At 61.5% G+C, this 20,406-nt stretch carries 19 protein-coding genes; 10 read left to right on the top strand and 9 right to left on the bottom strand.

Annotated features, from left to right (window positions below; genetic code table 11):
* The first annotated feature begins 195 nt into the window (after window positions 1-195).
* A complete protein-coding gene (locus tag VRB54_RS23375) occupies window positions 196-651 on the top strand; it encodes a YaiI/YqxD family protein (protein ID WP_338478921.1) in 456 nt (151 codons plus the stop codon).
* A 3-nt stretch (window positions 652-654) separates the two neighbouring features.
* On the opposite strand, the gene elbB is transcribed toward VRB54_RS23375, so the two are convergent.
* Entirely contained in the window at window positions 655-1,320 is a 666-nt protein-coding gene (elbB, locus tag VRB54_RS23370) for an isoprenoid biosynthesis glyoxalase ElbB (RefSeq protein ID WP_338478920.1), read from the bottom strand.
* 104 nt (window positions 1,321-1,424) lie between these two features.
* Window positions 1,425-2,066, bottom strand: a complete 642-nt coding sequence (locus VRB54_RS23365) for a DedA family protein (RefSeq protein WP_338478919.1) — start codon at window positions 2,064-2,066, stop codon at window positions 1,425-1,427.
* Window positions 2,067-2,274: 208 nt separating this feature from the next.
* Between VRB54_RS23365 and hemB the strand changes: the two genes are divergently transcribed.
* Together hemB and ppk1 are read left to right on the top strand one after the other, a co-directional pair.
* Complete coding sequence (hemB, locus tag VRB54_RS23360) at window positions 2,275-3,288, top strand: porphobilinogen synthase (RefSeq protein WP_338478918.1); 1,014 nt, start codon at window positions 2,275-2,277, stop codon at window positions 3,286-3,288.
* Window positions 3,289-3,306: 18 nt separating this feature from the next.
* Complete coding sequence (ppk1, locus tag VRB54_RS23355; protein WP_338478917.1) at window positions 3,307-5,529, top strand: polyphosphate kinase 1; 2,223 nt, start codon at window positions 3,307-3,309, stop codon at window positions 5,527-5,529.
* Window positions 5,530-5,672: 143 nt separating this feature from the next.
* Here the strand turns inward: ppk1 and ppx are convergent, their stop codons facing one another.
* From ppx to VRB54_RS23330, 5 genes are all read right to left on the bottom strand, one after another.
* A complete protein-coding gene (gene ppx, locus VRB54_RS23350) occupies window positions 5,673-7,175 on the bottom strand; it encodes an exopolyphosphatase (protein WP_057006411.1) in 1,503 nt (500 codons plus the stop codon).
* Window positions 7,176-7,295: 120 nt separating this feature from the next.
* Window positions 7,296-8,033 (bottom strand): amino acid ABC transporter ATP-binding protein, encoded by a 738-nt coding sequence (locus tag VRB54_RS23345; RefSeq protein ID WP_338478916.1) that lies wholly within the window; start codon window positions 8,031-8,033, stop codon window positions 7,296-7,298.
* Window positions 8,020-8,670 (bottom strand): amino acid ABC transporter permease, encoded by a 651-nt coding sequence (locus tag VRB54_RS23340; protein WP_209986227.1) that lies wholly within the window; start codon window positions 8,668-8,670, stop codon window positions 8,020-8,022. The genes VRB54_RS23345 and VRB54_RS23340 overlap by 14 nt, the downstream gene beginning before the upstream one ends.
* Window positions 8,667-9,335 carry an amino acid ABC transporter permease gene (locus VRB54_RS23335; RefSeq protein ID WP_003234839.1) on the bottom strand — a complete coding sequence of 223 codons (669 nt, stop codon included), beginning with the start codon at window positions 9,333-9,335 and terminating at the stop codon, window positions 8,667-8,669. The genes VRB54_RS23340 and VRB54_RS23335 overlap by 4 nt, the downstream gene beginning before the upstream one ends.
* A 17-nt stretch (window positions 9,336-9,352) precedes the next feature.
* Window positions 9,353-10,138, bottom strand: coding sequence for a transporter substrate-binding domain-containing protein (locus VRB54_RS23330; RefSeq protein WP_338478915.1), 786 nt, complete (start codon window positions 10,136-10,138; stop codon window positions 9,353-9,355).
* Window positions 10,139-10,403: 265 nt separating this feature from the next.
* Here VRB54_RS23330 and VRB54_RS23325 point away from each other — a divergent pair, with 265 nt between their 5' ends.
* From VRB54_RS23325 to VRB54_RS23300, 6 genes are all read left to right on the top strand, one after another.
* A complete protein-coding gene (locus VRB54_RS23325; protein ID WP_338478914.1) occupies window positions 10,404-11,099 on the top strand; it encodes a FadR/GntR family transcriptional regulator in 696 nt (231 codons plus the stop codon).
* Between the two features lie 119 nt (window positions 11,100-11,218).
* Window positions 11,219-11,548 carry a thioredoxin TrxA gene (gene trxA, locus VRB54_RS23320; RefSeq protein WP_338478913.1) on the top strand — a complete coding sequence of 110 codons (330 nt, stop codon included), beginning with the start codon at window positions 11,219-11,221 and terminating at the stop codon, window positions 11,546-11,548.
* Window positions 11,549-11,781: 233 nt separating this feature from the next.
* Window positions 11,782-13,041: a transcription termination factor Rho gene (gene rho, locus VRB54_RS23315; RefSeq protein ID WP_003176825.1), complete on the top strand. Its 1,260-nt coding sequence runs from the start codon at window positions 11,782-11,784 to the stop codon at window positions 13,039-13,041.
* A gap of 148 nt (window positions 13,042-13,189) precedes the next feature.
* Window positions 13,190-15,172 carry an acyltransferase family protein gene (locus VRB54_RS23310; protein ID WP_338478912.1) on the top strand — a complete coding sequence of 661 codons (1,983 nt, stop codon included), beginning with the start codon at window positions 13,190-13,192 and terminating at the stop codon, window positions 15,170-15,172.
* A gap of 59 nt (window positions 15,173-15,231) precedes the next feature.
* Complete coding sequence (gene ubiD / locus VRB54_RS23305; protein ID WP_338478911.1) at window positions 15,232-16,698, top strand: 4-hydroxy-3-polyprenylbenzoate decarboxylase; 1,467 nt, start codon at window positions 15,232-15,234, stop codon at window positions 16,696-16,698.
* The gene (locus VRB54_RS23300; protein WP_338478910.1) at window positions 16,698-17,669 is read left to right on the top strand and encodes a CDP-6-deoxy-delta-3,4-glucoseen reductase; all 972 of its coding nucleotides are present in this window, start codon (window positions 16,698-16,700) and stop codon (window positions 17,667-17,669) included. Before ubiD ends, VRB54_RS23300 begins: the two co-directional genes overlap by 1 nt.
* Window positions 17,670-17,704: 35 nt before the next feature.
* Here VRB54_RS23300 and VRB54_RS23295 read toward each other — a convergent pair whose 3' ends face one another.
* A complete protein-coding gene (locus VRB54_RS23295; RefSeq protein ID WP_338478909.1) occupies window positions 17,705-18,187 on the bottom strand; it encodes a sn-glycerol-3-phosphate transporter in 483 nt (160 codons plus the stop codon).
* 221 nt (window positions 18,188-18,408) lie between these two features.
* Between VRB54_RS23295 and VRB54_RS23290 the strand changes: the two genes are divergently transcribed.
* Entirely contained in the window at window positions 18,409-19,062 is a 654-nt protein-coding gene (locus VRB54_RS23290) for a gamma-glutamylcyclotransferase (RefSeq protein WP_338478908.1), read from the top strand.
* On the opposite strand, the gene glpT is transcribed toward VRB54_RS23290, so the two are convergent.
* Entirely contained in the window at window positions 19,059-20,396 is a 1,338-nt protein-coding gene (gene glpT / locus VRB54_RS23285) for a glycerol-3-phosphate transporter (RefSeq protein WP_003234821.1), read from the bottom strand. The genes VRB54_RS23290 and glpT overlap by 4 nt on opposite strands.
* Window positions 20,397-20,406: the final 10 nt, after the last annotated feature.

The following is a 20,406-nucleotide window of genomic DNA, read 5'->3' as shown; positions in this document are numbered from 1 at the left end:
AGTTAAGCGCAGATTCCCTGTGGCGAGCAGGCTTGTCCTGCGTTGGGCTGCGCAGCAGCCCCAAAACCAGGCGCTGAGCCGTATCAGGTACACCGCGTTTTGCTGGATTAGGGGCACTTCGCACCCCAACGCGGGCAAGCCCGCCCGCCACGGGGATGTGGCTGCCTGCACGTTATTTTGTGTTGGAGATGCTGTATGCGCGTATGGATCGATGCAGACGCCTGTCCTCGGGCGGCCAAGGATCAGGTGGTGAAGTTCGCCCTCAAGCGCCGGTTCGAAGTGATCCTGGTCGCCGGGCAGAGTCAGATCAAGCCAGGCTTTGCCTGCGTGAAGCTGATCGTGGTGCCCAGCGGGCCGGATGCGGCGGACGATTACCTGGTGGAACACGCCGCGCCCGGCGAGTTGGTGATTTGCAGCGATGTGCCTCTGGCCGATCGCCTGGTGAAAAAGGGCGTCACCGCCCTTGACCCGCGTGGCAAGGAATTCAGCCCGGCCAACATGAGCGAACGGCTGGCGGTGCGCAACCTGTTCACCGACCTGCGCGAACAAGGTCAGATGGGCGGTGGGCCACCGCCCCATGGCGAGAAGGACAAACAGGCGTTCGCCAACTCACTGGACCGTATCCTGACCCAATTGATGCGCCAGTCCTGACCCTCAGTCGTTCTCGTGAGTCAGTTCCAGCACGCGATCCACCAGCTTGTTGATGCCCGAGGCCACTTCACTGATGTTCTTGCCCAGCATGTAGGCAGGTGTACTCACCAGTTTGCGCGCCGTATCCTCGACAATATCCTCTACCGCGCATTCCTGATGCGTGGCGCCCATCTTGTCGAGGGCGGCGGCGGTGTCGGCGCAGTTGCCGATGGTGCAAGTCACGCCCGGGCCGTAGATCTTCGCGGCCAGGGCTGGCGAGATGCAGATCAGGCCCACTGGCTTGCCGGCTTCGGCAAAGGCTTCGGCCAGCGCCAGTACCTGCGGGTTGACACTGCAAGCGGCGCCTTGCACGGCGAAATTCGACAGGTTCTTCGCCGCGCCAAACCCGCCCGGCACGATCAGCGCATCGAAGTCGGCGGCGCTGGCTTCAGCAATGTCCTTGACCTCACCACGAGCGATGCGCGCCGACTCCACCAGCACATTGCGCGACTCGGGCATCTCTTCGCCCGTGAGGTGATTGATCACGTGCAACTGCGCCATATCCGGAGCAAAACATTGGACCTGAGCACCGCGCTGATCCAGGCGCAGCAGGGTGATCACGCTTTCCTGGATTTCTGCGCCGTCGTACACGCCACAGCCGGAAAGGATCACTGCAATTTTTTTGCTCATGGGCATTTCTCCTGGTTGAGGGCGTGGGATGGCGATTGACGGGTAACCGGCACCCCGCGCATGGAACGCTCTCTAGATGGATCGCAACGGCGGCGGGGTGTTCATTATTTGCGGTCGGTTTGCTCGACAGGTGTTTCGACCGCAACTTGGTCGGCCGCCTCTCGGGCCCTGGCCTGGGCGCATTCTTCGCGGGCAATCCGCGCATTCTTGAAGCGGCGCCGCAGCCACAGCACAAAGCCCAGCAGGATCAGGGCGCCGAGCACCCACAGCTCGTACTTCTTCACGCTGCCCAGCATGCCTTCAAGCACCGCGCCAAAGTGATAGGCCGCAGCGCCCAGCGCGGCAGCCCAGATCGCAGCGCCAATGCCGTTGAGGACCAGATAGCGCAGCGGCGGGTACCCGGACAGGCCGATTGCCACGGGCATCACCGTGCGCAATCCGTAGACGAAGCGGAAGCTCAGTACCCAGATATCCGGGTGTTTGCGGATGTGCTCCAGTGCCTTGTCGCCCATCAACTGCCAGCGCGGCTTGCGCGCCAGCAATTTGCGGCCGTGCTTGCGGCCCATGTAATACCAAAGCTGGTCGCCGGCGTAGCTGCCGAAAAAGGCCACTACCACTACCAGTTTGATGTCCATGTATTCACGGAACGCCAGGAAGCCTGCGAGTACCAGAATGGTCTCACCTTCGAAGAACGTGCCGAGGAAGAGGGCAAAGTAGCCGAAGTCATGCAGAAATTGTTGAAGCATGGTCTGGGTGCTGGCGAAATGAACGCGCAGCCTACGCCTTCACGAAGATTCATGAAAGTATCGAGATGTGTCACGAAGTGAACAATTCCTACGCGAATGACGAATGTGCCTACAGGTCGCGCCGATAAGCACAACTGTCATTCCTTCGTCATAATGGCCGCTTATAACTGCAACGCTCGCCCGTGAAACGCGGGCTCAGGAGTCCGTCGTGAGCTTTACCCCTGCCAATCGCCTGTTCCCCGCCACTCGTCTGCGTCGCAATCGTCGTGATGATTTTTCTCGCCGCCTGGTGCGTGAACATGTGCTGACGACGAATGACCTGATCCTGCCGGTATTTGTGCTCGACGGTGAAAACCGCCGGGAAGCGGTGGCGTCGATGCCGGGTGTGGAGCGCTTGACCATCGATCTGCTGCTTGAAGAAGCGGTGCAGTGGGTTGAACTGGGGATCCCGGCGCTGGCGCTGTTTCCCGTCACGCCGCCTGCGCTCAAGTCTCTGGATGCCGCCGAAGCCTGGAACCCGCAAGGCATTGCGCAGCGCGCCACCCGCGCCCTGCGCGAGCGCTTCCCGCAACTGGGTATCATCACCGACGTGGCGCTAGACCCGTTCACCACCCATGGCCAGGACGGCATTCTGGATCAGGACGGTTATGTCGAGAACGACATCACCGTCGATGCGCTGGTCAAACAGGCGTTGTCCCATGCCGCCGCAGGCGCCCAGGTGGTGGCACCGTCGGACATGATGGACGGTCGCATCCAGGCGATCCGCGAAGCCCTGGAGCTGGCCGGGCACGTCAATGTGCGGATCATGGCCTATTCGGCCAAATACGCCAGCGCCTATTACGGCCCGTTCCGCGATGCGGTGGGCTCGGCGCTGAACCTGGGCAAGGCCGACAAGGCCTCGTACCAGATGGACCCGGCCAACAGCCATGAGGCCCTGCACGAAGTGGCGACCGACCTGGCCGAAGGCGCCGACATGGTGATGGTCAAGCCCGGTATGCCGTACCTGGACATCCTTTACCGGGTCAAACAGGAATTCAAGGTGCCGACCTTTGTCTATCAGGTCAGCGGCGAATACGCCATGCACATGGCGGCAATACAGAATGGATGGTTGAGTGAAGGGGTAATCCTGGAATCCCTGACTGCCTTTAAACGTGCCGGGGCCGATGGCATCCTGACCTATTTTGCCGCCCGCGCAGCCCAATTGCTTAGAGAGCAACAATAGCCCTCACAGGAACACTCGATGAATACCGAAGGACTTACCGACGTTGCCGTAAAAGACGCTCACCCGGTGGTTGAACAAGTCGCCGAGACCCCGCCGGAGTTTGAGCAGGCCCCGCCTGCCGTGGTCGCCGATGCGCCTGCGCCGGCCCCGGTGGCCGCGGTGACCAACCTGGATGACAGCAGCCTGTACATCCACCGCGAGCTGTCACAGCTGCAATTCAACATTCGCGTGCTGGAACAGGCGCTGGATGAGTCCTACCCGTTGCTGGAGCGGCTCAAGTTCCTGCTGATCTTTTCCAGCAACCTGGACGAGTTCTTCGAGATCCGCGTGGCCGGCCTCAAGAAGCAGATCACCTTCGCCCGTGAACAGGCCGGGGCCGACGGCCTGCAGCCGCACCAGGCGCTGGCGCGCATCAGCGAGCTGGTGCACGGTCATGTGGACCGCCAGTACGCGATCCTCAACGACATCCTGCTGCCGGAGCTGGAGAAGCATCAGGTTCGCTTCATCCGTCGTCGTCACTGGACCACCAAGATCAAGACCTGGGTGCGTCGCTATTTCCGCGACGAGATTTCGCCGATCATCACCCCCATCGGCCTCGACCCGACGCACCCGTTCCCGTTGCTGGTGAACAAGAGCCTCAACTTCATCGTCGAGCTGGAAGGCATCGATGCGTTCGGCCGCGACTCGGGCCTGGCGATCATCCCGGCGCCGCGCCTGTTGCCACGCATCATCAAGGTACCGGAAGAGGTGGGGGGTGCTGGCGACAATTATGTATTCCTGTCGTCGATGATCCATGCGCATGCCGATGACCTGTTCCAGGGCATGAAGGTCAAGGGCTGCTACCAGTTCCGCCTGACCCGTAACGCCGACCTGGCGCTGGACTCCGAAGACGTCGAAGACCTGGCCCGCGCTCTGCGTGGCGAGCTGTTTTCGCGACGCTACGGCGATGCCGTGCGCCTGGAAGTGGCCGACACCTGCCCCAAACACCTGTCGGACTACCTGCTCAAGCAGTTCAACCTCGCCGAGTCCGAGCTGTACCAGGTCAATGGCCCGGTCAACCTCACGCGCCTGTTCAGCATCACCGGCCTGGACAGTCACCCGGAGCTGCAATACACGCCGTTCACCCCGCAGATTCCCAAGCTGCTGCAAAACAGCGAGAACATTTTCAGCGTGGTGAGCAAGCAGGACATCCTGCTGCTGCACCCGTTCGAGTCGTTCACGCCGGTGGTCGACCTGCTGCGTCAGGCCGCCAAGGACCCGCATGTGCTGGCCGTGCGTCAGACCCTGTACCGTTCCGGCGCCAATTCGGAAATCGTCGACGCCCTGGTCGATGCCGCGCGCAACGGCAAGGAAGTCACGGCGGTGATCGAGCTGCGTGCGCGCTTTGACGAAGAGTCCAACCTGCAACTGGCCAGCCGCCTGCAGGCGGCCGGCGCGGTGGTGATCTACGGCGTGGTCGGCTTCAAGACCCACGCCAAGATGATGCTGATCCTGCGCCGCGAGGCCGGTGAGATCGTGCGTTACGCGCACTTGGGCACCGGCAACTATCACGCCGGCAACGCCAAGCTCTACACCGACTACAGCCTGCTGACCTCCGACGACGCCTTGTGTGAAGACGTCGGCAAGTTGTTCAGCCAGTTGATCGGCATGGGCAAGACCTTGCGCATGAAGAAGCTGCTGCACGCGCCGTTCACGCTCAAGAAGGGCATGCTCGACATGATTGCCCGCGAGACTCAGTTCGCCCTCGACGGCAAACCGGCGCACATCATTGCCAAGTTCAACTCGCTGACCGATCCGAAGATCATCCGCGCGCTGTACAAGGCCAGCCAGTCCGGCGTACGCATCGACCTGGTGGTGCGCGGCATGTGCTGCCTGCGTCCGGGCATCGTCGGGGTGTCGCACAACATCCACGTGCGCTCGATCATCGGCCGCTTCCTGGAGCACACGCGGGTGTTCTACTTCCTCAACGGCGGTGAAGAGCAGATGTTCCTCTCCAGTGCCGACTGGATGGAGCGCAACCTCGACAAGCGCGTGGAGACCTGCTTCCCGGTAGAGGGCAAGAAGCTGATCATGCGGGTCAAGAAGGAGCTGGAAAGTTATCTCACCGATAACACCCACAGCTGGAGCCTGCAGTCGGACGGCCGCTACGTGCGCAACACACCAACCGGCAACCAGAACCCGCGCAGTGCGCAGGCGACGCTGCTGGAGCGGTTGGGCAGTCCGATTCTGACGGTGAACTAACAGGCAATAAGGTCTGAAAGTGTGGGAGGGGGCCTGCCCCCGATTGCAGTGTGTCAGTCAACAGATTCATTGGCTGATCCACCGCTATCGGGGGCAAGTCGAATCGTCGCACCGCCCCTCCCACATTTGTTTTGCGGTGTTCTTTAGCGCAGGTTCAGGCTGAACCCCACCCGCGTCAGCCACTCGGCTTCCTGGGCGAAGTCCGCCTGGGTCAGTTGGTTCTCGTCCAGCCAGCCTTTGGGGAACACCACGTCCAGGCTGTCGCCGTTGGCGCGCAGGGTGACCTGGGGCATTTCCTGGGTGCCACGGATGTGGTGGAACAGGATCGCAAAGCGCAGCAGCGCACACAGGCGAATCAGCTTGATGCCGTCGTCGCCGAATTCGGCGAACTTGTCCTTGGGAATGTTACGGCGATGGCCGCGCACCAGCAGCGCGAGCATTTGCTGGTCTTCCCGGGAAAAGCCGGCGAGGTCCGAGTGCTCGATCAGGTAGGCGCCGTGCTTGTGGTAATGGTAGTGGGCGATGTCCAGGCCCACCTCATGCACCTTGGCGGCCCAGCCCAGCAATTCGCGCCAGACGCCGTCTTCCAGGTCCCAGTCGGCGGCCACCTGGTCGAACGCATGCAGCGCCTTGCGCTCCACGCGGGCGGCCTGTTCCTGATCGACGTGATAACGCTCCATCAACGAGGTGAGGGTGCGCTCGCGCACGTCTTCGTGGTGATGACGGCCCAGCAGGTCGTACAGCACGCCTTCACGCAGGGCGCCGTCGCAGTGGTCCATGCGTTGCAGCTCGAGGGCGTCGAAGATCGCTTCGAGAATCGCAAGGCCGGCCGGGAAAATGGCGCGGCGGTCGGGCTTGATGCCGTCGAAGTCGATTTTCTCGATATCGCCCAGCTTGAACAGTTTGCGCTTGAGCCACGCCAGCCCTTCGGCATTCACTTCGCCGGTGCCATGGCCGCCGGCCTTCAGGGCCAGGCCGATGGCGCGGATGGTGCCGGAGGAGCCAATGGCCTCATCCCAGGTAAGGCGGTGCAGGGCATGCTCGATGCTCATGATCTCCAGCCGCGCGGCGGTGTAGGCCTGGGCATAGCGCGCCGGGGTGATCTTGCCGTCCTTGAAATAACGCTGGGTGTAGCTGACGCAACCCATCTGCAGGCTTTCACGCAGCAGTGGCTCGAATCTCTGACCGATGATGAACTCGGTACTGCCGCCACCGATGTCCGCCACCAGGCGCTTGCCGGGGGTGTCTGCGAGGGTGTGGGACACGCCGAGGTAGATCAGGCGCGCTTCTTCACGGCCGGAGATGACTTCCACCGGGTGTCCGAGGATCTCTTCGGCGCGACGGATGAATTCGCCCCGGTTGCGCGCTTCACGCAGGGCATTGGTGCCGACGATGCGCACCGCGCCCAGGGGCATGCCGTTGATCAGTTGGGCAAAGCGCTTGAGGCAATCGAGCCCGCGCTGCATGGATTCTTCGTTGAGCTGGCGCGCGTCGTCGATGCCGGCCGCCAACTGCACTTTTTCGCCGAGCCGCTCGAGGATGCGGATTTCACCGTTCTGGGCCTTGGCCACGACCATGTGAAAGCTGTTGGAGCCCAGGTCTATGGCGGCGATCAGGGACAGATTCTTGGCTTGGGATTGCGGCATGGTTTGGGGATCTCGGTCGATAACCTTGCCATCGTGCCACGATCGACCGCTGGCGCCAACGCGTTGTGCTTGAGTAAGTGCCGCGCGCGGGTCGCGCGGCACGTGTGCGCCAGCCTGCGCTCAGACGGGTTGCTCCACCGAACCTATGAAGTTGGCGAGTTCGGGCGTTTGCGGGTTGGCGAACAACACCTTCGGATCACCCACTTCATGCACCTTGCCCTGGTGCATGAACACCAGCTTGTCGCCGACCTCGCGAGCGAAGCGCATTTCGTGGGTGACCATGATCAGCGTCATGCCATCCCTGGCCAGTTGGCGCACCACGCTGAGCACTTCGTTGACCAGTTCCGGGTCCAGCGCCGAGGTGATTTCGTCGCACAACAGCACCTTGGGCGACATGGCCAGCGCGCGGGCAATGGCGACGCGCTGCTGCTGGCCGCCGGACAGGCGATCGGGGAAGGCGTCGAACTTTTCCCCGAGCCCCACGCGCTCCAACATCTGCCTGGCGAGCTGCGCGGCTTTGGCCTTGGGCACTTTCTGCACCACCTGGGGCGCGAGCATCACGTTTTCGCCAACGGTGAGGTGCGGGAACAGGTTGAACTGCTGGAACACCATGCCGACTTTCTGCCGCAGGCTGCGCAGGTCGGCGCGTGCCGCATCGATGTATTCGCCATCGACTTCGATCACGCCGTCGTTGATCGATTCCAGGCCGTTGAGGGTGCGCAGCAGGGTGGACTTACCCGAGCCACTGCGGCCGATGATCGCCACCACCTGGCCTTCTTCAACGGTCAGGTCGATGCCCTTGAGGACGTGGTGATCGCCGTAATACTTATGCAGGGCGGAAATTCTAAGCAGAGGCATGCAGTCTCCTTTCCAGGTAGCGCGCACTGAGGGACAAGGGGTAGCAGAGCAGGAAGTAACCAAGGGCCACCAGCCCGTAGACCATGAAGGGTTCGAAGGTGGCGTTGGCGAGCATGCCGCCGGTCTTGGTCAGTTCGGTGAAACCGATGATCGAGGTCACGGCGGTGCCTTTGACCACCTGCACCGAGAAACCCACGGTGGGCGCCACGGCAATGCGCAGCGCCTGGGGCAGGATCACGTAGCGCAGTTGCTCAAGCGGGTTGAGCGCCAGGCTGGCCGAGGCTTCCCACTGCCCATTGGCGATGGAGTCGACGCAGCCGCGCCAGATTTCGGCCAGGTAGGCGCTGGTAAACAGGGTCAAGGCAATCGCGGCGGCGAGCCAGGGCGAGATATCCACGCCGAGCAGGGCTACACCGAAAAACACCAGGAACAGCTGCATCAGCAGCGGCGTGCCCTGGAACAGTTCGATATAGCCGCGCGCCACATTGCGCGCAAAGGCCTTGCGGCTGATGCGCATCGTCATCACCAGCAGGCCGATCACGCCGCCGCCGACGAAGGCCACCAGCGACAGCAACAGCGTCCATTGCAGGCCGGTGAGCAGGTTGCGCACGATGTCCCAGAACGAAAAATCACTCATTGGGCGTTCCTCATTACAAAGCGGCGCCCGATCCAGTTGAGCAACTGACGAATCATCAGCGCCATGCACAGGTACACCAGGGTGGTCAGGGCATAGGTTTCAAACGCACGGAAATTGCGCGACTGGATGAAGTTGGCGGCAAAGCTGAGTTCTTCGGTGGCGATCTGCGAACACACCGCCGAACCGAGCATCACGATGATGATCTGGCTGCTCAACGCCGGCCACACCTTGCCCAGCGCGGGCAACAGCACTACGTGGCGAAACGCTTCGAAGCGCGTCATCGCCAGCGCTGCCGCCGCTTCCAGTTGCCCACGCGGGATGGCCTGGATGCCGGCGCGAATGATCTCGGTGGAGTAGGCTCCGAGGTTGATCACCATTGCCAGCACGGCGGCCTGCCATTCGGTGATTTTCAGCCCCAGCGACGGCAAGCCGAAGAAGATGAAGAACAACTGCACCAGAAACGGCGTGTTGCGGATCAACTCGACATAGACGCCGAAGCACCAGGCGAATGGCTGGATCTTCCATGCGCGCACTACCGCCCCGACGATGCCCAGGGCCACCCCCAGAATCGCGCCGATGGCCGTCAGCTCAAGGGTGAACAGCGCGCCGCGCAACAGCAGGTCGGTATTGGCCAGCACCGGCACGAAGTCAAATTGATACGCCATAACTCAGCTCCGTGGTATCAGAGGTCGGCAGGCAATGGCTCTTTAAGCCACTGCAGTGCGTTCTTTTCCAGGCTGCCATCGGCCTTGGCCGCCGTCAGGATCTGGTTGACCTTTTCCAGCAGTGCCGGCTCGTTCTTGTTCACGCCCACGTACACCGGCGAATCCTTGAGTTTCACTTTCAGTGCTGGCACGCGCTTGGGGTTGCGCTCGCTGATTGCCACCATCACCACGTTGCCGCTGGCAATCAGGTCGACCTGGCCGGCGAGGTAGGCAGCGATGGTCGAGTTGTTGTCTTCGAAGCGCTTGATGGTCGCTTCCTTGGGCGCCACGGCGCTCAGCTCGATGTCTTCGATGGCGCCGCGGGTGACGCTGATGGTCTTGCCCTTGAGGTCGTCGGTGGTGCTGACGGCGGCGTCGGGCGGGCCGAATACGGCCAGGTAGAACGGCGCGTAGGCCCGGGAGAAGTCGATGACCTTCTCGCGCTCGGGGTTCTTGCCCAGGCTGGAGATCACCAGGTCGACCTTGCCGGTGGTGAGGAACGGGATGCGGTTGGTGCTGTTGACCGGCGTCAGTTCCAGTTTGACCTTGAGCTGGTCGGCCAGCAGCTTGGCGGTGTCGATGTCCAAGCCGCGCGGCTTCATGTCGGGGCCGACCGAGCCGAACGGCGGGAAGTCCTGGGGCACGGCGACCTTGAGGGTGCCACGGGCGACGATATCGTCCAGACCGTTGGCCTGGGCGGGCGCCTGGCTCAGCATCAGGCTGGCAAACAGGGCAGTGAGCAGGGCGCTGCAGCGCTTGGTCATGGCAACTCTCCGGGAAGGGCGAAGGGATTTTCTGAATTTGACTGCTGTGCGTGATTGCACAGCCCATGCCAGCCTTCCCTGAATCGTCTGCGGGGCCGGGATTTGCTGAGTTCAGGTGGTCTTACTGGTCTGAACAGTTCGCGCGCTTTTCGCACCTTTTTCGAGCGTCGCCAAAACCGCACGAGCCCCTTTGGGGCGTGGCTTGCCGACGGCCCGGAATAGCTTTACAACTAGCCGCTCAGTTGACTGGAACCTTGAGTTTTTTATGCATTCCATCGCCCAAGCCGTACCGGAAGCGGCCCTGCAGGCCATCCGCAAACTGATCAAGGAGCAAGGCTTTTGCGCGGGCGATGCACTGCCGTCCCAGCGTGACCTGGCGCTGCAGTTGGGGGTGAGCCGCGCGTCGTTGCGCGAGGCGTTGTCGTCCCTGAGTGCCTTGGGCGTGGTCAGCGTGCAGCCGGGCAAAGGCGTGTTCGTGCAAGCGGCGCAGGAGTCGCCCGGGTTTGCCTGGCCGTTTGCGGCGCAGGTCACGCCGCTGGATATCTTTCAATTGCGCTATGCCCTTGAAGGGTTCGCCGCCGGTTTGGCGGCGATGACGTTGACCCTCGATGAGCTCGATGGCCTGGAGGACAATGTCGAGGCGATGCGCAAGGTCCTCAGGGCCGGCGATTTCGAAGCGGCTGCGCGGCTGGACTTCGACTTTCACCAACGCATCCTGCTGGCCAGCGGTAACCAGGCGATGGTGAGCATCCTCAGTGCCAGCGCCGAGGTGTTCCTGGAAAGCCAGAAGCTACCGTTCATCCGGCCGGAGAGGGCCATGGAGACCTGGCAGGAACACCGCAGGATCCTGCGCGCACTGGCCCGGCGCGCGAGCGCAGCGGCGCAGAAAGCCATGCAGGAACACGTACGCAATGCGGCGTTGCGCACCGGGATTGCCTTCGTGACCCCCGTGTCGCCCTGAGTGGCTCATACCCAAACTCATGCGCCGCCATAGCAACACTCAATCAGAGGCGACTTCCTGAACGGGGGAAGGGCGGCTATGATGGGCAACGTTTTTTTGCTTACAATCCGGAGACATCCATGAGCAACGATCTTATCAAGCACGTCACCGACGCGACCTTTGATGCAGAAGTCCTTCAGGCTCAAGGCCCGGTGCTGGTTGACTACTGGGCTGAATGGTGTGGCCCTTGCAAAATGATCGCTCCGGTCCTGGACGACATTGCAACCACGTATGAAGGCAAGCTGACCATCGCCAAATTGAACATCGATGACAACCAGGAAACCCCGGCCAAGCATGGCGTGCGTGGTATCCCTACGTTGATGCTGTTCAAGAACGGCAACGTTGAGGCCACCAAGGTAGGTGCGCTGTCGAAGTCCCAGCTGCAAGCTTTCCTCGACGCCAACATCTAAGCGCCGTCAAAAAAGCCCCGCAAATCGCGGGGCTTTTTCGTGAAACAGGGCTGGACGCTCCGAAATTCAGGTGGTACATTCGGCCCCGCACTGGTTTCTCCACTGCCCCCTGCAAGCCGTCGCCGACGCATTCCTTTTCGATTAGTACGCGATCCTGTCGCCTTCTCTGCGGCGCGGCCTCATTAAGCCAAAAGCTTAATTTCCCCCTCCATAAATGATTACGTCATTCCTATATGAATCTGACTGAACTCAAGCAAAAGCCGATTACCGACCTGCTCCAACTGGCCGAAGAAATGGGCATAGAAAATATGGCCCGTTCGCGCAAGCAGGACGTGATTTTCTCCCTGCTCAAAAAGCACGCAAAAAGCGGCGAGGAAATCTCCGGTGATGGCGTGCTGGAGATTCTCCAGGACGGCTTCGGCTTCCTCCGCTCTGCAGACGCTTCCTATCTCGCCGGCCCGGACGATATCTACGTCTCGCCGAGCCAGATCCGTCGCTTCAACTTGCGCACCGGTGACACCATCGTTGGCAAGATCCGCCCTCCGAAGGAAGGCGAGCGTTATTTCGCCCTGCTCAAGGTCGACACGATCAACTTCGATCGTCCCGAGAACGCGAAAAACAAGATTCTCTTCGAGAACCTGACCCCGCTGTTCCCGACCGTGCGCATGAAGATGGAAGCCGGCAACGGTTCCACCGAAGACTTGACCGGTCGCGTGATCGACCTGTGTGCGCCAATCGGCAAGGGCCAGCGCGGCCTGATCGTCGCACCGCCGAAAGCCGGTAAAACGATCATGCTGCAGAACATTGCCGCGAACATCGCGCGCAACAACCCGGAAGTTCACCTGATCGTATTGCTGATCGATGAGCGTCCGGAAGAAGTGACCGAAATGCAGCGCACCGTGCGCGGCGAAGTGGTTGCCTCGACGTTCGACGAGCCGCCAACCCGCCACGTGCAGGTTGCCGAAATGGTGATCGAAAAGGCCAAGCGCCTGGTCGAGCACAAGAAGGACGTGGTGATCCTGCTCGACTCCATCACCCGTCTGGCGCGTGCCTACAACACCGTGATCCCGAGCTCCGGCAAGGTACTCACCGGTGGTGTCGACGCTCACGCCCTGGAGAAACCGAAACGTTTCTTCGGCGCCGCGCGTAACATCGAAGAAGGCGGCTCGCTGACCATCATCGCCACCGCGCTGGTTGAAACCGGTTCGAAGATGGATGAAGTGATCTACGAAGAGTTCAAGGGTACCGGCAACATGGAACTGCCCCTGGACCGTCGCATCGCTGAAAAACGCGTGTTCCCGGCCATCAACATCAACCGTTCCGGCACCCGCCGCGAAGAGTTGCTGACGGCTGACGACGAACTGCAGCGCATGTGGATCCTGCGCAAGCTGCTGCACCCGATGGATGAAGTCGCTGCCATCGAGTTTTTGATCGACAAGCTGAAAACCACCAAGACCAACGACGAGTTTTTCTTGTCGATGAAGCGTAAATAACACTTCAGGTCCGTGAGAATGGCGCCCTTTGGGGCGCCATTTTTTTGTGTCACAAATGAGCGGTTCGCGGCATACGTGTCAGTTGAGACACAAAAAAACACGAGTGCGTCTACGCTCATCCCCATTCGTATCTGGCTGACATTGATTTATGACTGTTCTTGCTTACCGAAGAGACATTGATGGCCTGCGTGCTATCGCGGTTCTGGCTGTTGTGTTGTTTCACTTTGGCGTGCCGGGCGTCACCGGCGGCTTTGTTGGCGTTGATGTGTTCTTCGTGATTTCGGGTTTCCTGATCACCTCGATCATCTGGCGCGAACGCCAGGCCGGGCGCTTCAGTTTTGTGGAGTTCTGGGCGCGGCGTGCCCGGCGCATTCTGCCAGCGCTGTTCGTGATGATCGTGGCGACGCTGGTGGCGGGCTGGTTCCTGCTGGCGCCCAAAGACTATGAGGAGCTGGGGCGGGCGGCGCACTATCAGGTGATCTTCACCTCCAACCTGCTGTTTGCGCGCCAGCATGGCTATTTCGAGGCGGCGTCCGACATCAAGCCGCTGCTGCACACCTGGTCGCTGGCGGTCGAAGAACAGTTCTATATCCTCTTTCCCTTGCTGCTGACCCTGCTTTCAAGCCGCTTGAAGCACTGGCGCCTGGCCCTGTTCGGCGTGTTGCTGGTGTCGTTCGGCATGAGCGTCTGGGCGGTGGAGCATGAACCGCAAAAAGCCTTCTTCCTGTTGCATTTGCGCGCCTGGGAATTGCTCGCCGGCGCCATGCTGGCGGTGCTGCCCGCGCGTGAGTGGCGCGCCTCACCGGCCCTGGCCCAGTGGGTCAGCCTGGGGGCGATGGGGTTGATCCTGATTGCCGTATTCGGCTTCGATTCACAGACAGCCTTCCCCGGCGCCGCCGCTCTGCTGCCGGTGCTTGGCGTGGTCGGACTGATCTGGGCCAACGGGCAACAATACACCTGGGTGGGCCGCCTGCTGAGCTCGAAGGTGATGGTGGGCCTTGGGCTTATCTCGTACTCCTGGTACCTCTGGCACTGGCCGGTATTCGTGTACGCCAACTACGCGGCGGTCGATGGCTTGAGCGCCACGGAACTGGGCGCTCTGATGCTGCTGAGCCTGGTGTTGGGCTATCTGTCCTGGCGCTTTGTGGAAACCCCCTTCAGGGAGAAGCGCCTGCTGGCAACACGCAAGGCGATTCTCGTTGCGGCAGCGGTTGGCATCCTGTCCATCGGCCTCACGGGCGTGGCGCTGCGCAAGGCCGATGGGGTGCCGTCGCGCTTGTCCGAGCAGGCGCTGCGGTATGCCCAGGCGAAGAAGTGGAGCCCCGAGTTGATGGCCTGCATGGCAGACAAGGACACGCCCGATGAGCGCCTGTTCTGTCACTTCGGTCCGAAAAATCCGGCGGTGTCTGCGCTGGTGTGGGGCGACAGCCACGCGACCGCCTTGATTCCGGCGCTCGAAATCGGCGCAAAGAAGCACGACATCAGCCTGATGGAGGCCAGTTTCGCCGGTTGTGTGCCGCTGGATGGCCTGGAAAACATTGCCCGCTGCGCGCATTTCAATCGCCGCGTCGAGAAGGCCATGAGCGAACAGCCGATCAGCGATGTGGTGCTGGCGGCGCGCTGGAGTCTGTATCTGTATGGGCAGATGTCCGGTGACAAGGAGCACGCGCTCAAGGACCCGAGTACCGGCCAGTACGTACGCGCGGTGGCCGAACAACGCTTCGCCGACGGCATGCGCGCGCGCATCAAGGGCTTGCGAGCGGCGGGGCACCGTGTGTGGCTGGTCAAGGAAGTGCCGCTGCAGGAAATCATCGTGCCGTACCGCCTCAGCCGCCTGGCCATGATGCACCGGCCGGTGGACCGTGAAGGACTGCCGGTGGCCAAGCACTTGGCGCGCGAGGCATTCATCTCCAACCTGTTCGACGAATTGGCCGCCGCCGACAGCGGTGTAAGGGTGCTGGACCCGGCGCCCCAGCTGTGTGGCGCCGACGGCCTGTGCCGGGTAGAACTCAATGGGCGTGCGCTGTACACCGACGATAATCACCTGTCCGACGTGGGCGCGCGGCACATCGAGGCGTTCCTGGAGCCCTTGTTCAGTTCGCTCCAATCACGGGGGCTGACGGCCAATTAAGCTGCCAGCCGTCCTCAGAGCAGGTAGGATGTAAGCCTATTTTACGGGTGGCAGGGTTAATGAAATTCAAGGATCTTCGGGATTTCGTGCAGCAACTTGAGCAGCGCGGAGAGTTGAAACGCATCCAGATGCCGATTTCCCCGGTGCTGGAAATGACTGAGATTTGCGACCGCACCTTGCGCAGCAAGGGCCCGGCGCTGCTGTTCGAGAACCCGACCGGCTTTGATATTCCGGTGCTCGGCAACCTGTTCGGCACCCCCGAACGCGTGGCCTTTGGCATGGGCGCCGAGTCCGTCAGCGAGCTGCGCGAGATCGGCAAGCTGCTGGCCTTCCTCAAGGAGCCCGAGCCGCCCAAGGGGTTGAAGGATGCCTGGTCGAAGCTGCCGATCTTTCGCAAGATCATTGCCATGGCACCCAAGGTGGTCAAGGACGCGGTGTGCCAGGAAGTGGTCATCGAAGGCGATGACGTGGACCTGGCCATGCTTCCGGTGCAGACCTGCTGGCCTGGCGACGTTGGCCCGCTGATCACCTGGGGGCTGACCGTCACCAAAGGCCCGAACAAGGATCGCCAGAACCTCGGCATTTACCGTCAGCAAGTGATCGGCCGCAACAAGGTGATCATGCGCTGGCTGAGCCACCGTGGCGGCGCGCTGGATTTTCGCGAGTGGTGCGAAAAACATCCCGGCCAGCCGTTCCCGGTCTCCGTGGCGCTGGGTGCCGACCCGGCCACGATCCTGGGTGCCGTGACCCCGGTGCCCGACAGCCTCTCCGAATACGCGTTCGCTGACCTGTTGCGGGGTAACCGCACCGAGCTGGTGAAATGCCGTGGCAACGACCTGCAAGTGCCGGCCACTGCCGAAATCATCCTCGAAGGCGTGATTCACCCCGGCGAAATGGCCGATGAAGGCCCTTACGGCGACCACACCGGCTACTACAACGAAGTCGACAGCTTCCCGGTGTTTACCGTGGAGCGCATCACCCATCGGATCAAACCGATCTATCACAGCACCTACACCGGCCGCCCGCCCGATGAGCCAGCCATTCTCGGCGTGGCGCTCAACGAAGTGTTCGTGCCGATTCTGCAAAAGCAGTTCCCGGAAATCACCGACTTCTACCTGCCGCCCGAAGGCTGTTCGTACCGGATGGCCATCGTGACCATGAAGAAGTCGTACCCGGGCCATGCCAAGCGGGTAATGCTAGGTGTGTGGTCGTTTTTGCGACAGTTCATGTACACCAAGTTCGTTATCGTCACCGACGACGACATCAATGCCCGCGACTGGAATGATGTGATCTGGGCCATCACCACGCGCATGGACCCCAAGCGCGACACGGTGATGATCGATAACACGCCGATCGACTACCTTGACTTCGCCTCGCCGGTGTCGGGCCTGGGTTCGAAAATGGGCTTGGATGCCACGCACAAATGGCCGGGCGAAACCACCCGTGAGTGGGGCAGGGTGATCGTCAAGGATGAAGCCGTCACGGCACGTGTCGATGCGATCTGGAAAGAATTGGGAATAGATTGATGCGTGTAACCCTGCAACCTTCCGGCGCTGTATTGGAGCTTGTCCCCGGCGAGCGAATCCTCGAAGGCGCACGCCGCCTGGGCTACGAATGCCCCCAGGCGTGTCGCAATGGCGTGTGCCACGTGTGCGTGGCGCTGCTGGTGGAAGGGCGCGTGCAGCAAAATGGCGAGGTGCTCGACCATGGCGAGTTCTACACCTGCATCGCCGAGCCGCTGGAAGATTGCATTGTATTGTGGGATGGCGTGCTGGCGCCGGGAGAGTTGCCGTTGCGCAAATTGGCGTGCCAATTGAGTGAATGCGTCGAGGTCGGTGGCGATGTATGGCGCGTGCGCCTGCTTGCACCGGCCGGCAAGGCGGTGCGTTACCACGCCGGGCAGTACCTGATGATCGAGCGGGACAATGGCGAGAAAAAGTCGGCGTTCTCCCTGGCTTCGGCGCCCCATTCCGGGCGCGAGCTGGAACTGCATGTACTGGTGCGCGAGGACAGCGCCCGCGACTTGCTCGAACAATTGCAGCGTGACCGGATGGTCCGCGTCGAATTGCCGTTTGGCGACACGCACCTGGCCGAGCTGCCGGACGGCCCGCTGGTGCTGATCGCCGCCGGCACCGGTATGGCACAGATGCACAGCCTGATCGAGCATTGCCGCGCGTCGGGCTTCAAACACCCGGTGCACCTGTACTGGGGCGTGCGTCGGCCGGAGGATTTCTACGAAATCGAACACTGGGACCAGTGGCTGCAATTGCCCAATCTGTTTCTGCACAAGGTGGTCAGCGACCTGTGCGGCTGGGAAGGGCGCTGCGGATTGCTGCATGAAGCCGTGTGCGAAGACATCACCGACCTTTCGGCGGTGCATGTGTACGCCAGCGGTTCACCGGCAATGATCTACGGCACCCTTGATGCGCTGGTCGAAGCCGGCATGGACGCCCATCAGATGCGTGCCGACGTGTTTGCCTACGCGCCACGCCCCTGAGGTTATGCGCTTAAGCTCTGTGGGCGCTGCTCCGCTTAGAATCGCACGCCCGTGGTCAGCATCACTGCATTGAACCCGAGCAACACCACCTCCGCCGCCACCGGCCCGTAATACGTGCCCACCGACGGGATAACCACCGGTGCCACGCCAAGCCGGTTCAATGGGATCTTGTCGCGGTATTTACCGCGATAGCCCTGGATCGCTCCGCCCGTGATCTTCAGGTAGACGGGGTAGTCCGCCATGTCATAGCGCTGGCCTGCGTAGGCGTAGTAGGAACGCTGGCCGAACGAGTTGCGAAACGTCGCCCCGCCATACACAAAACCTGAGGCCTCATTGCGTTCCAGGCCGATCAGGTTCTGCTTGTTGTTGTGGTCAGGGTCGGGCGAAAAGTGCCGGGTATACACGCTGGTCTGCGCATACCAGAAGCCTTTGTCGTCTTCGGCCGGTGGCACTTCTGCAGCGAAAGCGGTGGTGGCCTGGGCCAGAAACAGCAGGCCTGGCAGTCGGATCTTTTTCATGGAGGCGACCTCGGTAGTCAGTGTGAAAAGCGGACAACGGGCCGTAACGTGTGCGCCATTCTGGCGCCGGGACGCGTTACAAGGCTGAACCGGGGCTGAAAGTAGCGGAAGTGCCGGGCTCAATCCTGACCAAAGGTGGGCCATGCGCTTACAGCGCTGCGTTCTATTGCGGTAAAGTCCCTCACAACTGGTAATACACAGGAGGCGCACCGCTTTTCGCCATGACCGCCATAGAAACCGATCTTCTGCAATTGGCTTACCCTCCGCGACTCGATCTGGGGCCGCAACTCACTCACGAACAATTGATGAGCTCGATGCAGGCCACCATGGCTCGGCACAAGGGTGGGCCGGTGTGGCTGTTTGCTTACGGTTCGTTAATCTGGCGCCCTGAATGTTCGTCGACCGAACGCGTGCGGGCTCGGGTGCATGGCTATCATCGCGGGCTGTACCTGTGGTCCCACGAGCACCGGGGTACGCCGGAGTTGCCGGGGCTGGTATTCGGACTAGATCGCGGCGGTTCGTGCAGCGGGTTTGCCTATCGCTTGCCGGAAGATCAACTGGAGGCGTCGCTTTACGCCTTGTGGCAGCGCGAGATGCCTTATCCCTCCTACAAGCCGCACTGGCTCAGCTGCCGTCTGGAAGATGGCAGTCAGGTTCAGGCGCTGGGATTTGTATTGGAGCGACACTTGCCCAGCTATGCCGGCAACTTGCCCGATATTGTGCTCAACCACGTGTTGCAGAGTGCTTGCGGGCGTTACGGCACCACTCGCGATTATGTCGAGCAGACCGTCAACGCCCTGCGCAGCCACGCCATGCCAGATAAAAACCTGGAGGCGCGGCTCAAGCGTTGTATCAAGGATTGCGCGACTGATTAACGCGCCGAGCTGACACTGTTGGTGTGCCACAGGGTCGGGATCAGGAACGCAATCGCCAGCAGGCACGCGCCGATCAGCAGCACAAAGCCACCGTCCCAGCCGAAATGGTCCACGGTGTAGCCCATGGCGGCACTTGCGGCCACCGAACCACCCAGGTAACCGAACAGACCAGTGAAGCCTGCAGCGGTGCCGGCGGCCTTCTTCGGTGCCAGTTCCAGCGCCTGCAGGCCGATCAGCATCACCGGGCCGTAGATCAGGAAGCCGATCGACACCAGGGCGATCATGTCGACAGTCGGGTTGCCTGGCGGGTTGAGCCAGTACACCAGAGTCGCCACGGTCACCAGGGCCATGAACACAATGCCGGTCAGGCCACGGTTGCCACGGAAGATCTTGTCCGACATCCAGCCGCACAACAGCGTGCCCGGAATACCTGCCCACTCGTAGAAGAAGTAGGCCCACGAGGACTTGTCGACCGTAAAGTGCTTGGCTTCCTTGAGGTACGTTGGCGCCCAATCCAGCACGCCGTAGCGCAGCAGGTAGACGAAAACGTTGGCAAACGCGATGTACCACAGCATTTTGTTGCGCAGCACGTATTTGACGAAGATTTCCTTGGCGCTGAATTCTTCTTCGTGGCTCGCATCGTAGCCTTCCGGGTAATCGTTCTTGTATTGCTCGATGGGCGGCAGGCCCACCGACTGCGGGGTGTCACGCATGGTGATGAAGGCAAACGCCGCCACCAGCAGCGCCACGGTCGCCGGCACGTAGAAGGCCGCATGCCAGTCGTTGAACCAGGCCATGCCCAGCAGAAACAGCGGACCTATCAGGCCGCCGCCGACGTTGTGCGCCACGTTCCACACCGACACCACGCCGCCGCGCTCTTTCTGCGACCACCAGTGCACCATGGTCCGCCCGCTAGGTGGCCAGCCCATGCCCTGGGCCCAGCCGTTGATGAACAGCAGGATGAACATCATGGTCACGCTGGACGTTGCCCAGGGTGCGAAACCGAAAATGAACATTACACCCGCCGACACCAACAGGCCGAAGGGCAGGAAGTAGCGCGGGTTGGAGCGGTCGGACACCAGGCCCATGAGGAACTTGGACAGGCCGTAGGCAATCGCGATCGCCGACATCGCCAGGCCCAGTTGACCACGGGTATAACCCTCGTCGATCAGGTAGGGCATGGCCAGGGAGAAGTTTTTGCGCAGCAGGTAGTAACCGGCGTAGCCGATGAAAATACCGGCGAAGATCTGCCAGCGCAGTCGTCGATAGGTACTGTCGATTTTTTCTTCAGGCAGGGGCGCCTGGTGCGCGGCAGGACGAAAGAAAGCAAACATTCAAGAGCTC

Source organism: Pseudomonas trivialis, assembly GCF_036864995.1.
GTDB classification, from domain to species: Bacteria; Pseudomonadota; Gammaproteobacteria; order Pseudomonadales; family Pseudomonadaceae; genus Aquipseudomonas; species Aquipseudomonas trivialis.
This window is presented reverse-complemented; position numbering and strand designations above follow the sequence as displayed.

Coding starts and splice junctions, on each gene's coding strand:
- VRB54_RS23375 (WP_338478921.1), top strand. CDS start 196: ATGCGCGTATGGATCGATGCAGACGCCTGTCCTCGGGCGGCCAAGGAT.
- elbB (WP_338478920.1), bottom strand. CDS start 1,320: ATGAGCAAAAAAATTGCAGTGATCCTTTCCGGCTGTGGCGTGTACGAC.
- VRB54_RS23365 (WP_338478919.1), bottom strand. CDS start 2,066: ATGCTTCAACAATTTCTGCATGACTTCGGCTACTTTGCCCTCTTCCTC.
- ppk1 (WP_338478917.1), top strand. CDS start 3,307: ATGAATACCGAAGGACTTACCGACGTTGCCGTAAAAGACGCTCACCCG.
- ppx (WP_057006411.1), bottom strand. CDS start 7,175: ATGCCGCAATCCCAAGCCAAGAATCTGTCCCTGATCGCCGCCATAGAC.
- VRB54_RS23345 (WP_338478916.1), bottom strand. CDS start 8,033: ATGCCTCTGCTTAGAATTTCCGCCCTGCATAAGTATTACGGCGATCAC.
- VRB54_RS23340 (WP_209986227.1), bottom strand. CDS start 8,670: ATGAGTGATTTTTCGTTCTGGGACATCGTGCGCAACCTGCTCACCGGC.
- VRB54_RS23335 (WP_003234839.1), bottom strand. CDS start 9,335: ATGGCGTATCAATTTGACTTCGTGCCGGTGCTGGCCAATACCGACCTG.
- VRB54_RS23330 (WP_338478915.1), bottom strand. CDS start 10,138: ATGACCAAGCGCTGCAGCGCCCTGCTCACTGCCCTGTTTGCCAGCCTG.
- VRB54_RS23325 (WP_338478914.1), top strand. CDS start 10,404: ATGCATTCCATCGCCCAAGCCGTACCGGAAGCGGCCCTGCAGGCCATC.
- trxA (WP_338478913.1), top strand. CDS start 11,219: ATGAGCAACGATCTTATCAAGCACGTCACCGACGCGACCTTTGATGCA.
- rho (WP_003176825.1), top strand. CDS start 11,782: ATGAATCTGACTGAACTCAAGCAAAAGCCGATTACCGACCTGCTCCAA.
- VRB54_RS23310 (WP_338478912.1), top strand. CDS start 13,190: ATGACTGTTCTTGCTTACCGAAGAGACATTGATGGCCTGCGTGCTATC.
- ubiD (WP_338478911.1), top strand. CDS start 15,232: ATGAAATTCAAGGATCTTCGGGATTTCGTGCAGCAACTTGAGCAGCGC.
- VRB54_RS23300 (WP_338478910.1), top strand. CDS start 16,698: ATGCGTGTAACCCTGCAACCTTCCGGCGCTGTATTGGAGCTTGTCCCC.
- VRB54_RS23295 (WP_338478909.1), bottom strand. CDS start 18,187: ATGAAAAAGATCCGACTGCCAGGCCTGCTGTTTCTGGCCCAGGCCACC.
- VRB54_RS23290 (WP_338478908.1), top strand. CDS start 18,409: ATGACCGCCATAGAAACCGATCTTCTGCAATTGGCTTACCCTCCGCGA.
- glpT (WP_003234821.1), bottom strand. CDS start 20,396: ATGTTTGCTTTCTTTCGTCCTGCCGCGCACCAGGCGCCCCTGCCTGAA.